Origin of the sequence: Streptomyces sp. SID14478 (assembly GCF_010548525.1) — a bacterium.
Taxonomy (GTDB): Bacteria; Actinomycetota; Actinomycetes; order Streptomycetales; family Streptomycetaceae; genus Streptomyces.
The window spans coordinates 1-12190 of the sequence record NZ_JAAGMG010000101.1 but is presented as its reverse complement, the minus strand read 5'-3'; the positions used below and the strand labels follow the sequence as shown (position 1 = coordinate 12190).

At 69.5% G+C, this 12190-nt stretch carries 14 protein-coding genes; 4 read left to right on the top strand and 10 right to left on the bottom strand.

Features of this window, described 5'->3' with window-relative positions; genetic code table 11:
* Positions 1 to 13: 13 nt before the first annotated feature.
* Positions 14 to 766, bottom strand: a complete 753-nt coding sequence (locus G3I40_RS03700; protein ID WP_164300700.1) for an MBL fold metallo-hydrolase — start codon at positions 764 to 766, stop codon at positions 14 to 16.
* Between the two features lie 209 nt (positions 767 to 975).
* On the opposite strand from G3I40_RS03700, the gene G3I40_RS03695 reads away from it, so the two are divergent.
* Positions 976 to 1440 (top strand): type II toxin-antitoxin system PemK/MazF family toxin, encoded by a 465-nt coding sequence (locus G3I40_RS03695; RefSeq protein WP_164300699.1) that lies wholly within the window; start codon positions 976 to 978, stop codon positions 1438 to 1440.
* A gap of 290 nt (positions 1441 to 1730) precedes the next feature.
* Here G3I40_RS03695 and G3I40_RS03690 read toward each other — a convergent pair whose 3' ends face one another.
* The 7 genes from G3I40_RS03690 to clpS form a co-directional block, all read right to left on the bottom strand.
* Positions 1731 to 2681: a cysteine synthase gene (locus G3I40_RS03690; protein WP_164300698.1), complete on the bottom strand. Its 951-nt coding sequence runs from the start codon at positions 2679 to 2681 to the stop codon at positions 1731 to 1733.
* Between the two features lie 16 nt (positions 2682 to 2697).
* Positions 2698 to 2976 carry a MoaD/ThiS family protein gene (locus G3I40_RS03685; RefSeq protein WP_164300697.1) on the bottom strand — a complete coding sequence of 93 codons (279 nt, stop codon included), beginning with the start codon at positions 2974 to 2976 and terminating at the stop codon, positions 2698 to 2700.
* Positions 2977 to 3082: 106 nt separating this feature from the next.
* A complete protein-coding gene (locus tag G3I40_RS48090; protein ID WP_343244815.1) occupies positions 3083 to 3184 on the bottom strand; it encodes a putative leader peptide in 102 nt (33 codons plus the stop codon).
* Between the two features lie 90 nt (positions 3185 to 3274).
* Positions 3275 to 3691 (bottom strand): M67 family metallopeptidase, encoded by a 417-nt coding sequence (locus G3I40_RS03680; protein WP_164300696.1) that lies wholly within the window; start codon positions 3689 to 3691, stop codon positions 3275 to 3277.
* 136 nt (positions 3692 to 3827) lie between these two features.
* Positions 3828 to 5270 (bottom strand): amino acid permease, encoded by a 1443-nt coding sequence (locus tag G3I40_RS03675; protein ID WP_164300695.1) that lies wholly within the window; start codon positions 5268 to 5270, stop codon positions 3828 to 3830.
* A gap of 319 nt (positions 5271 to 5589) precedes the next feature.
* Positions 5590 to 6192, bottom strand: a complete 603-nt coding sequence (locus G3I40_RS03670) for a DUF2017 domain-containing protein (RefSeq protein ID WP_164300694.1) — start codon at positions 6190 to 6192, stop codon at positions 5590 to 5592.
* Between the two features lie 22 nt (positions 6193 to 6214).
* Positions 6215 to 6532 carry an ATP-dependent Clp protease adapter ClpS gene (gene clpS / locus G3I40_RS03665; RefSeq protein ID WP_164300693.1) on the bottom strand — a complete coding sequence of 106 codons (318 nt, stop codon included), beginning with the start codon at positions 6530 to 6532 and terminating at the stop codon, positions 6215 to 6217.
* Between the two features lie 195 nt (positions 6533 to 6727).
* Here clpS and G3I40_RS03660 point away from each other — a divergent pair, with 195 nt between their 5' ends.
* Together G3I40_RS03660 and G3I40_RS03655 are read left to right on the top strand one after the other, a co-directional pair.
* On the top strand, positions 6728 to 8029 hold the full coding sequence (locus G3I40_RS03660) for a nicotinate phosphoribosyltransferase (RefSeq protein ID WP_164300733.1): 1302 nt from the start codon (positions 6728 to 6730) through the stop codon (positions 8027 to 8029).
* Between the two features lie 93 nt (positions 8030 to 8122).
* Positions 8123 to 8713: an isochorismatase family protein gene (locus G3I40_RS03655; RefSeq protein ID WP_164300692.1), complete on the top strand. Its 591-nt coding sequence runs from the start codon at positions 8123 to 8125 to the stop codon at positions 8711 to 8713.
* A 30-nt stretch (positions 8714 to 8743) separates the two neighbouring features.
* Here the strand turns inward: G3I40_RS03655 and G3I40_RS03650 are convergent, their stop codons facing one another.
* Together G3I40_RS03650 and G3I40_RS03645 are read right to left on the bottom strand one after the other, a co-directional pair.
* Positions 8744 to 9073: a hypothetical protein gene (locus G3I40_RS03650; RefSeq protein ID WP_164300691.1), complete on the bottom strand. Its 330-nt coding sequence runs from the start codon at positions 9071 to 9073 to the stop codon at positions 8744 to 8746.
* A gap of 123 nt (positions 9074 to 9196) precedes the next feature.
* Entirely contained in the window at positions 9197 to 11590 is a 2394-nt protein-coding gene (locus tag G3I40_RS03645) for an immune inhibitor A domain-containing protein (RefSeq protein ID WP_343244814.1), read from the bottom strand.
* A gap of 348 nt (positions 11591 to 11938) precedes the next feature.
* Between G3I40_RS03645 and G3I40_RS03640 the strand changes: the two genes are divergently transcribed.
* Positions 11939 to 12190: hypothetical protein (locus G3I40_RS03640; protein ID WP_164300688.1), on the top strand; the 252-nt coding region annotated here is incomplete at its 3' end.

Here is a 12190-nt window from a genome sequence, read left to right as displayed (position 1 = left end):
TCGTCGTACGGGATCAGAGCGTGTACGACACTCCGGGCGCGGCCAGTTCCACGACGCCGTCGTACACGTCCCGCGCGTCCGCCAGGTTCACCTGCGGGTCCGTCCACGGCGGGATGTGCGTCAGGACGAGCTTGCGGGCGCGCGAGCGGCGGGCCGACTCGCCCGCCTCGCGGCCGTTCAGGTGCAGCGCCGGGATGTTCTCCTTGCCGTGCGTGAACGCCGCCTCGCACAGGAACAGGTCGGTGTCCGCGGCCAGTTCGTCGAGCGCGGCGCAGGGGCCCGTGTCGCCGGAGTACGTCAGGGAGCGGCCGTCGTGCTCGATGCGGATCGCGTACGACTCGACCGGGTGGCAGACCTTCTCCATGCGTACGGAGAAGGGCCCGATGTCGTACGAACCCGGCTTGACCGTGTGGAAGTCGAAGACCTCGCTGAAGGCGGAGGCCGACGGGGTGTCGGCGTGGGCGGTCGTCAGGCGCTGTTCGGTGCCCTCCGGTCCGTAGACCGGGATGGGGTCGCAACGGCCGCCGTCGTGGCGGTAGTAGCGCACGACGAAGTACGCGCACATGTCGATGCAGTGGTCGGCGTGCAGATGACTGAGGAAGATCGCGTCCAGGTCGTAGAGACCGATGTGGCGCTGCAGCTCGCCCAGGGCGCCGTTGCCCATGTCGAGAAGCAGCCGGAAGCCGTCGGCCTCTACGAGGTAGCTCGAACAGGCCGAATCCGCGGAAGGGAACGACCCCGAGCAGCCGACGACGGTGAGCTTCATAAGAGCCGGAACCTCCGCGCTGGCGGTCGGAATGCGGGGTGGAGAGATGGGGGTGACGCCCATGAGGGGTCTGTCGAGCGTAAGGCGCAAAAGGGCGAGTGGCTCCTCCGTCACCGTCCGTTGTGGGCGAACTCACCTGCGCTGTCACCGGTTCGGGGGGCGCTCGCCCGGTGCGGCGCGCCGTGCGCCCCACCGGTACGGTCGTGCGTATGGACACGTCCTGGTGGCTCGCGCTCGCGGCCGTCGTGCTGCTCGCGCTGATCGCGACACTGATCGACGGATGGGGCCGCGGGTCGCGCCGACGCCGGCTGCGGACCGGCTCCTCGGGCGGCGCGCGGACCGGCCCTTCCGGCGCCGTGCGGGCCGGCGCGCCCCGGCCGGCGGAGATCTGGTGGGCGCTCGTGCCGTACGAGGACGGGCCCGGCGGGAAGGACAGGCCGTGCCTGGTCCTGTCGCTGCGCGGCGACGAGGCGCTGGTCGCGAAGATCACCAGCCGGTACCACGACGAACGGCCCGGGGTGATTCCGCTGCCGCCCGGCACGGTGGGCGACGCGCAGGGGCGCGCGAGCTTCCTGGAGACGGACGAGCTGCGCGAGGTGCCGGTACGGGACTTCCGGCGGCGGGCCGGAGTGGTGGACCCGACGCTGTGGGATCAGGTGCGCCACCTGGGGTGATCCGGCCCCGATCACCATCCGGCCCCACCGGGCTCAGCGCCTCGGAGCTCCGCCTCCGGCCCCACCGGGCTCAGGGCCTCGGGGCTCCGCCCCCGAGCCCGCTCCTCGAACGTCGGAGGGGCTGGGCCCGGCACGCGCTCCCGCCGTACCGGGGCGGAAGGCCAAGTACGTCCAGTACGAGGCCTTGCACCCGGCACTCCCCCAGCCCCTTCGGCCGGGGGAACCCAGAGCACGTACCAAGACGCCGCGAGACCGCCCTTCCCTCGACGACGGGAGGGTGAAGACAGCCTCTAGGCCCAGAGCTGGCCGTGCAGGACCTCGATGGCCTCTTCCGTGGTCGCGGCCGTGTAGACGCCCGTGGACAGGTACTTCCAGCCGCCGTCGGCGACCACGAAGACGATGTCGGCGGACTCCCCCGCCTTGACCGCCTTGCGGCCCACGCCGATCGCCGCGTGCAGCGCCGCCCCGGTCGAGACGCCCGCGAAGATGCCCTCCTGCTGCAGCAACTCCCGCGTGCGCGTCACCGCGTCGGCCGAGCCGACCGAGAAACGGGTGGTGAGGACGGACGCGTCGTAGAGCTCGGGGACGAACCCCTCGTCGAGGTTGCGCAGCCCGTAGACCAGGTCGTCGTAGCGCGGCTCCGCCGCGACGATCTTGATGTCGGGCTTCTGCTCGCGCAGGAAGCGGCCCACGCCCATGAGCGTGCCGGTGGTGCCGAGGCCCGCCACGAAGTGGGTGACCGAGGGGAGGTCCGCGAGGATCTCCGGGCCGGTCGTGGCGTAGTGCGCGCCCGCGTTGTCCGGGTTGCCGTACTGGTAGAGCATCACCCAGTCCGGGTGCTGCTCGGCCAGTTCCTTGGCGATGCGGACGGCGGTGTTGGAGCCGCCCGCGGCCGGGGACGGGATGATCTCCGCTCCCCACATGGCGAGCAGGTCGCGCCGCTCCTGCGAGGTGTTCTCCGGCATGACGCAGACGATGCGGTAGCCCTTGAGGCGGGCGGCCATCGCCAGCGAGATGCCGGTGTTGCCCGAGGTGGGTTCGAGAATGGTGCAGCCGGGGCTCAACCGGCCGTCCTTCTCGGCCTGTTCGATCATGTGGAGCGCGGGGCGGTCCTTGACCGAGCCGGTCGGATTGCGGTCTTCCAGCTTCGCCCAGATCCGTACGTCCTCGGAGGGCGAGAGCCGCGGCAGGCGCACCAGAGGGGTGTTGCCGACCGCGGCCAGCGGGCTGTCGTAACGCATGCGTCGCTACGCCGGCTCAGCGCATGCCGCCGGCCACGGCCGGCAGGATCGTGACGTTGTCGCCGTCGCTCAGCTTGGTCTCGATGCCGTCGAGGAAGCGGACGTCCTCGTCGTTGAGGTAGACGTTCACGAAGCGGCGGAGCTTGCCGTCGTCCACGATGCGGGCGGCGATGCCGGCGTGCCGGGAGTCGAGGTCGGTGAACAGCTCGGCGAGGGTCTCCCCGTTGCCCGGGACGGCCTTCTCGCCGTCGGTGTAGGTGCGGAGGATGGTCGGGATGCGGACCTCGATGGCCATGCTGGTGCTCCTGTCAGGAGTCGGAAGTCGTGTGGGTGAGCGCGCGGCGGTGCGGCGTGCGTCGGTTCTGCGGGGCCGCGGGCCCGGGGCCTGACGGCGGTGCGGCTCAGCGCGGACAGATGGCGCTGGCGAGGCGGCACAGGTCGACGTGCAGCCGCGCCACGAGCAGCATGCCCGGCGTCTTTTCGCTCACGTCGTGGGGAACCATGGGCTCATCGTATCGATTCCCGACCCGGGTCCCGGAATGTTATCTCACCATGCGGTCGATATTCGTCCGGTGGACGAGACCGGAGCCGGATCAGGCCGTCACCTCGACGTCTTCCTCGGTCACCTCGCCGTCCACGATGCGGAACGAACGGAACTGGAACGGGCCCGCGTCGTCGGTGTCGGCCGTGGAGACGAGCACGTAGTGGGCGCCCGGCTCGTTGGCGTACGTGATGTCGGTGCGGGACGGGTACGCCTCGGTCGCCGTGTGCGAGTGGTAGACGATGACCGGCTCCTCGTCGCGGTCGTCCATCTCGCGGTACAGCTTGAGCAGGTCGCCGGAGTCGAACTCGTAGAACGTGGGCGAGCGGGCCGCGTTGAGCATCGGGATGAAGCGCTCGGGGCGGCCCTCGCCGACCGGGCCGGCGACGACGCCGCACGCCTCGTCGGGGTGGTCCTTGCGGGCGTGCTCCACGATCTGGTCGTACAGGGCCCGGGTAATCGTCAGCATGCCGCCAAGAATAAGCAGGCGCGCGAGGCGGTCGTTCGGGGTGGTGGCGCCGGGCGGGCGGAAAGCAGTGGGCCGCCACGTACCGGAGTGCGGTACGTGGCGGCCCACTGGGTGAGACGACCGTGCGGGGGTCGTTCTACTTGCGCTTGGCGAACGCGGCGCCCTCGGGGTTGCGCGCCTTGAGCACCGCGTACGCGACACCCAGGATCACGCCCCACACGGGAGCGGCGTACAGGGAGACGCGGGCGTCCTTGTCGATGCCCATCAGCACGATGACCATGAAGATGAAGGCCAGGGAGAAGATGCTCGCCCAGATGCCGCCCGGGGCGCGGAACGTGGACTTGGGCAGTTCACCGCGGTCGGACTTGAGGCGGTAGCGGATCTGGCAGATCAGGATGATGATCCAGGCCCACATGCCGGAGATGGTGGCGAAGGACACGACGTAGTTGAACGCCTCGCCCGGCCACTGGTAGTTGATCCAGACGCCGACCAGCATCATTGCGGCGGAGAACGAGGTGCCGATCAGCGGCAGGCCGTTCTTCGTCAGCTTGGTGAAGAAGCCCGGGCCCTGCTTGTTGAGGGCGAGGTCGCGCAGCATGCGGCCCGTCGAGTACATGCCCGAGTTGCACGAGGACAGCGCGGCCGTCAGGACGACGAAGTTGACGATGCCCGCGCCGGCCTGGAGGCCCATCACCTGGAACGCCTTGACGAAGGGGCTGACGCCCTCCTGGAAGCTGGTCCAGGGCACGACCGAGAGGATCATGATCAGGGCGCCGACGTAGAAGACGGCGATGCGCCACGGCACGGTGTTGATGGCCTTCGGCAGGACGGTCTTGGCGTCCTTGGCCTCGCCCGCCGTGACACCGACGAGCTCGACCGCGAGGAAGGCGAACATGACCATCTGCAGGGTCATCAGCGTCGAGCCGATGCCGTTGTCGCCGGCGAAGAAGCCGCCGAGGTCCCACAGGTGCGTGACGGAGGCGGTGTCGCCGGCGTCGGAGAAGCCCATGGTGAGGATGCCGGCGCAGATCAGGATCATGCCGACGATGGCGGTGACCTTGACCATGGAGAACCAGAACTCCAGCTCACCGAAGAGCTTCACGGAGATCAGGTTCACGCCGTACAGGATGAGGGTGAAGACGAGGGCGGACACCCATTGCGGGATGTCCCACCAGTACGTCATGTAGGTGGCCGCGGCCGTCACCTCGGTCATGCCCGTGATGACCCAGAAGAGCCAGTACGTCCAGCCGGTGACGAAGCCCGCGAAGGGGCCGATGAACTCGCGCGCGTACTCCGAGAACGAGCCGGAGACGGGGCGGTACATGAGGAGCTCGCCGAGCGCCCGCATGATGAAGAAGATGACGACGCCCGCGATGGCGTACGCGAGGATCAGACTGGGGCCCGCCTTGGCGATGCCCTTGCCGGCGCCGAGGAAGAGGCCGGTCCCGATGGCGCCGCCGATGGCGATCATCTGGATCTGCCGGGCGCCGAGGCCCCGCTTGTAGCCCTCGCTGTCCTCACCGGCGTCGCTCACGGCCTCATTGCCGGCGTTGTGCTTGTCGACCTGCACTGAGGTCATGATGGTGCGCCTTTCTCCATGCCGATCCGTGCCGTACGCGGCTCGGATCGACTGTGACGATCCTTGGGGGTCGAGCCCCTGGGATGGATGGAGCGTGTGCCTACCGGCGGTCGGCCGATAAGGGCGCCCCCGGCGGACAGGGGTGGCGCCCGTCGGGTGGTCGTGAAGATTTATCACGGCGTCCGCGGTGGACGGCTGAGGCACGTGTGGCGCACGCCACGAGGAGAACCGGACAAACCTCCCCCCGTTCGGCAAATGGGGTCGCCGAGGTGACGGGATCGTTATCCGGAATTGAGCGTCCGCTGAGCGAACACCCCGGTCACGGCATCAGGGTCTCGACGAGCGTCTCCTGCAGCCCGCCCAGCCACAGGTACGCCATCACCATCGGCTTGCGCGGATCCTCGTCGGGCAGCCGGTACAGGAGGTCGGTGTCCTCCTCGTCGGTGATGTCTAGGCGGGTGCCGATGGCCAGGCGCAGGTCGTTCAGGGCCCGCATCCACTGCACCGACTCGTCCTGGGCGAGCTTCAGCACGGCGCCGTGGTCGCCGGCCGGGGTGAGCGCGTCCAGCGTGCGGATCACCACGAGCGCGTCGTCGCGCTTGCCCGCCCGCAGGTCGTTCTCGGTGAAGCGCCGGAACTCCGAGGAGTGGGCGTCCCGTTCGGCCTGCGCGGCCTCGCCCTCGGGGGCGCCGGGGCCGCCGTACGCGTCGGGGAACAGCCGCCGCAGCACCGCGTCGGTGGGCGGTTCGCTCGGCCCCTCCGCGAAGAGTTCCGCGAGCGGGTCGTCGGAGACCTCGCCGCCGGGCCCGGGCCCGATGAGCTCCAGGAGCTGGACGGCGAGCGAGCGGATGATGGAGATCTCGACGTCGTCGAGGGCGACGGCCGCGCCGCCGCCGGGGATCGGTTCGAAGTGTCCGGGCATGAGTACGGCGTTACTTCCCCTGTTATTTGCGGTCCTGTTGCAGCGTGGCCCACAGGCCGTAGCCGTGCATCGCCTGGACGTCCCGCTCCATCTCCTCGCGGCTGCCGGAGGAGACCACCGCGCGCCCCTTGTGGTGGACGTCCATCATCAGCTTGGTGGCCTTGTCCTTGGAGTACCCGAAGTAGGTCTGGAAGACATACGTCACGTAACTCATCAAGTTGACCGGATCGTTGTGGACGAGCGTGATCCAGGGGACGTCCGGCTCCGGGACCGCGAATGCTTCCTCGGTCGTCTCGGGGCTTTCGATCTCAAGGGGTGCTGGAGCCGTCACACGGCCCATGCTGCCACCCGGAGGCGGGAAGCGCACAAACGGGCCGCTCGCGCCCGTCCGGGCCCGTTCGCACAAACGGACCCCAGAAATCGTCACCTTGACGCTAATTGGGGGTAGCATCCAGCCATGAACACAGCTGACCTGGGCCTGCCGGAAGAAGAAGAGCACGCGACGCTTCCGAAGAGGGGTGGTGGTGGCCGACGGGTGGGCGTCCCGTCGACAGCGCTCTTCACCGATCACTACGAGCTGACGATGCTGCAGGCCGCGCTGCACGGCGGCACGGCCGACCGGCACTCGGTCTTCGAGGTCTTCACCCGGCGCCTACCCGAGGGACGCCGCTACGGCGTCGTCGCGGGCACCGGCCGTGTCCTGGACGCCGTCGAGGACTTCCGGTTCGACGCGGACGTGCTCGACTTCCTGCGGGAGCGCGACGTCGTCGACGAGCCGACGCTGGCCTGGCTCGCGGACTACCGCTTCTCCGGCGACATCTGGGGCTACCCCGAGGGCGAGGTGTACTTCCCCGGCTCGCCGATCCTGCGCGTCGAGGGCTCCTTCGCCGAGTGCGTGCTCCTGGAGACCGTGATCCTCTCCATCCTCAACCACGACTCGGCGATCGCCGCCGCCGCGTCCCGGATGGCCTCGGCCGCGGGCGAGCGGCCGCTGATCGAGATGGGCGCGCGCCGCACGCACGAGCTGGCCGCCGTCGCCGCCTCGCGCGCCGCGTACGTGGGCGGCTTCGCGACGACGTCGGACCTGGCGGCCGGTTTCCGGTACGGCATCCCGACCGTGGGCACCTCCGCGCACGCCTTCACGCTGCTGCACGACAGCGAGCGGGACGCCTTCCGGGCCCAGGTCGACTCCCTCGGCGAGGGCACGACGCTGCTCGTCGACACGTACGACGTGCAGGAAGCGGTCCGTACGGCCGTGGAGGTCGCGGGGCCGGAGCTCGGCGCCGTCCGCATCGACTCCGGGGACCTGCTGCTCGTCGCCCACCGGGTGCGTCAGCAGCTCGACGAGCTCGGCGCCAGGGACACCAAGATCGTGGTCACCTCCGACCTCGACGAGTACGCCATCGCCTCCCTCGCGGCCGCGCCCGTGGACGCGTACGGCGTCGGTACGCAGCTGGTGACCGGCTCCGGGCACCCGACCTGCTCGATGGTCTACAAACTCGTCGCGCGCGCCGAGTCCGCCGACCCGAAGGCTCCGCTGGTGGCGGTCGCCAAGAAGTCGGCGGGCGGCAAGACGTCCGTCGGCGGCCGCAAGTGGGCCGCGCGCCGGCTCGACAGGGACGGGGCCGCGGAGGCGGAGGTCGTGGGCACCGGCGCCGTGCCGGAGGCGCTCGCCGACCGGCAGCTGCTCGTCGAGCTGGTCAAGGGCGGCGAGGTGGTCTCCCGCGAGCCGCTGGACGCGGTGCGCGAGCGGCACATCGCGGCCCGCGACGGACTGCCGCTGTCGGCGACCCAGCTCTCGCGCGGCGAGGCGGTCATCCCCACCGAGTACGTGTAGGCCCCCGGCCGCTCCAGGCAGCGCCCGTCGCCCTCTCCCGCAACCCCCGTGAAGCTTCTACGCTCGTAGTCTCCAAGCAGAAGGACATCGACCATGCGCCGGGCCCTGATCGTCGTGGACGTACAGAACGACTTCTGTGAGGGCGGCAGCCTCGCGGTGGCGGGAGGTGCCGATGTCGCTGCCGCGATCACCGATCTCGTCGGGCAGGCCGGCGGTGGCTGCTACCAGCACGTCGTCGCCACCCGTGACTGCCACATCGAGCCCGGCGGGCACTTCGCAGCCGCGCCCGACTACGCGCACTCGTGGCCCGCGCACTGCGTCGCGGGCACGGAGGGCGTCGGGTTCCACCCGAACTTCGCGCCCGCCGTCGCCTCCGGCGCGATCGACGCCGTCTTCGACAAGGGGGCGTACGCGGCCGCGTACAGCGGGTTCGAGGGGGCCGACGAGAACGGGGTGTCCCTGGCGGACTGGCTGCGGGCCCGGGAGATCGCGGAGGTCGACGTGGTCGGGATCGCGACGGATCACTGCGTGCGGGCCACCGCGCTGGACGCCGCCCGGGCCGGGTTCCGTACGCAGGTCCTTCTCGACCTGACCGCCGGGGTCGCCGCCGCGTCCACGGAGACGGCGCTGGAGGAGCTGCGTGAGGCCGGAGTGGAACTCACCGGGAAGCCCGTCGTGGCCTGAGGCCACGGGCTTCGCCCCGGTTCCCGCTCCTCACACGCCGGAGGGGCTGACGGTGCCGGGTCTGAGCAGGGCGCGTATCGGGTGCCACAGCTCGCCCGCCGTCAGGTCCGGTGCGGCCCGCCACACCAGGCCGTCCGGATGGTGCAGCACCGCCGTGATCTCGTCCGGCGTCGGCGGGTGCGAGTTCCCGCGGAGGTAGACCGCGCGCAGGCCCAGATTGCGCAGGCGGGTCAGGGCCCTGGCCCGGTTCACCGCGTGGACGAGCACCCGGACCGCACCCTCGCCGGGACCCGGCGCGGGCAGCGTCAGAGCGACCACCACGCTGCCGCCCGGCAGCTTGCAGAACCCTCCTGCGGACATGACTGTCACACCCCCGTGAGACGTAGTGTCAATAAGGAACTCACAGGACGCACTCAAACACGATCGGCCGCGACCCGCTAGAGGGTCGCGGCCGATACGTTTCTGACCTGCAGGTTTACAAGATCAACGCTTGGAGGGGCTGACCTTCACCGTGATCGAGGAGCCGTCGAGCGGCTGGCCCACGACCGTGATGCGGGTGTTGGTGTCAGTTGTCTGGACGCTTCCGGTCGGGTTCTGCGCGTACCAGTACGTGCCCTTGTGGTCGTCGAAGACCGGGTTGCCGAGCTGCGCCGGAACCTTCGTCTCGACGCCCAGCTTGTGGAGCTTCATGCCGGGCACCGGGTACCAGCCGAAGGCGGCGTCGTACGGCGTGATCTTGTTCGTGATCAGCGTGCCGTCGGACCACTTCAGCGGCTTCGCGTGCGCGTCGACCGGCAGGATCAGACCCTTGCCGGGGTGCTGGCCGACGTTGTTGTTGCGCTGCGAGGTGTCCCACTGCCAGATCATCAGGCCCGGACGGTACTGGTAGTGCTCGACCCAGTCGTTCTTGGCCCCGCCGTCGCGCCAGCCGAAGTTGTACGGGCCGACCTTGAGGGTCTTGTCGTAGCTCACGTACTGGCGGTTCTCCGCGAGGTAGAACTGCGGGTAGTCGCCGGTGATGGAGGCGCCGACGCGGGAGAAGCCGCGCGCGGTCCAGCCGTTGTCGTCGCCCTCGGCGTTGTCCGTGAACAGGGCCGCGCCGTCCGCCTGGACGGACAGGTTGTCCGCGGTGAAGCCGAGGCCGCCGGCGCCGCCGTCGGTCTTGTAGCGGAACCGGATGTCGATCTTCTGGCCCGCGTACGCGTCGAGCGGGAAGACCAGGTGCTGGAACTTCGTCGAGTCGCCGGTCAGGGCCGGCTTGTCGCCGCCGTCACGGGTGATGGCCTGGCCGTCGGCCGTGCCGTCGATCGACTTCCAGCTCGCGCCGCCGTCGGTGGAGACCTGCGTGTACAGGTAGTCGTAGTCCTTCTCGATGTTCCACCAGCCGTCGAGCTCCAGCGACGCCTTCGCCTTTCCGGTCAGGTCGACCGGCCGCGAGAGGGTGTTGTCGAGGTCGTCGCCGTAGTCCGACCACCACTGCTTGGAGCCCTCGGTGGGCTTCACGATGTCCGTGGTGACGTTCTTCTTCGGCAGCTCGACGACGAGCGCCTGCTTCAGCTTGGTGTTGTACTCCGAAACACCCAGCTTGTGCGTCGAGTTGGTCGCCGCCTTGGCCTTGTCGTAGTTGAGCCAGCCCAGTTGCAGCTTGTCCCAGGCGGTCATGTCGCCCGGCATGTCGCCGATCTCGTTCTTGCCGGTGCCGAGCCAGGAGCCCGCCGACATCAGCGACCAGAAGCCGACCGAGTTCTCGCCGGCGTACGAGGTGTCGTACAGGTCGGGCAGGCCCAGGTCGTGGGCGTACTCGTGGGCGAAGACGCCGAGGCCGCCGTTCTCCGGCTGCATCGTGTAGTCGCCGACCCAGATGCCGGTGTCGCCGACCGGGGTGCCGCCCGCCTTGAAGCCCTCGGGGCCGGTGTCGCCGTCGTCGCGGCTGTAGGCGTAACCGCGGTGCGCCCACAGGGAGTCGCCGCCCTGCGCGCCGCCGCCGGCCGACCCGTCCTCGCCCGCGTGGACGATCTGGAAGTGGTCGATGTAGCCGTCGGGCTCGTTGAAGTTGCCGTCGTTGTCGTGGTCCGTGCGGTCCCACTGGTCGTACTGCGCGAGGTCGGCCTTGATGTCGGCGTCCGTCTTGCCGGCCGCCTTCTGCGCCTCGACCCACGCGGTGACGCCGTCACGGACCAGGTCCTCGACGTTCGGGCAGTTATCGGCGCCGCAGTAGTTGGAGCCGTAACGGGCCTCGTTCCAGGGCACCGTCACCCAGTCGGAGACCTCGCCCTCGACGGAGTAGCGGCCCGAGGACGTCTTCTCGTAGTACGTCTTGAGGGAGTCGACTCCCTTGCCCGTACCGAAGTAGAGGTCCTTGTAGTGCTGGGAGTTGTAGTCGGCCTGCCAGGCCGTGCTGTTGTTCTTCGAGCGGTCCGGCTCGGCGATCTGGTTGTGCAGCGGGCCCGGCGTGCCGCCGTACTTGGGCTTCAGCTCCGGGGTGTTGTCGTCCGCGCGGTCCACCAGCGTGGTGTTGTCGACCTTGTCGCCGAACTGGGTCAGGATCGTGAAGATCTTGTCCGTGCGCTCGCGGCCCAGCTCGACGTACTTGCCCTTGCCGAGGTCGACGACCTTGGAGCCGTTCTTCTCCTGGACCTTCGACTTGCCCTGCAGGACGTTCTGCAGCGCGGTCTGGCGCTGCTGCTCCTGCTGCTTGCTGAACGGGCCGTCCATGACATGGCCCTTGCCCCCGTACGTCTTCCCGTCCGGGGTCGTGCTCGTCGCGGCCGGAGTGTCGGCCTGGGCGGTCGTCGCCGCTATGGACCCGGTGGCCGCGGTGGCGGCCAGGGTCACGAGCACGGCGGCGCATCTCAACGCCCGTCTCTTCGTGGTCACTTGAGTGGTCCCCTCCTCCGTGGCTGACACGCCACGTGTCACAAGTGACGCCATTTGACCGGAGGTAGAGGAGAAATAACAGTCCTTGACTGTGACGTTTCCGTTGCACTATGCAGGCGCCGCGGTCCGGAATCCGGACATGCCCGTAGATACGCAACGGGCGCGCCGAACAGTCCACTTGATGGACGCGGTGACTCCGTGCGCCCCCCATGCACCGGCACTGTGGGTTAGGTCATGCTTACTGGTCGTTCCGCTCGGGCACACGTCGGAATAGAGTCGGAACGACGGTGTGCACGATCCCGGTCGCCCCTCTCTCGCTCCCCCGATGTCCCGAGGACGGATACCGCCATGCCTCGCCCGACTGTCGCACAGCTCGCCTACGGTTCGGCCACCGTCGTCTTCTCCACCATCGCCATGCTGCTGCTGTCGCAGACGAGTTCGGGACCCGGTGTCGGCGTCATCGCCGTGTCGGCGCTCATCCTCGGTCTGTTCGTGGCCTTCTCGGTGCCCCGACGTGCCCCGGCCCCGGAGGCCGAGCAGCCGGCCGGGGGCGCCGAGCGCGTGCCCGCGCAGCGCGTCGCCTCGTCGCCCGCCTCCGCG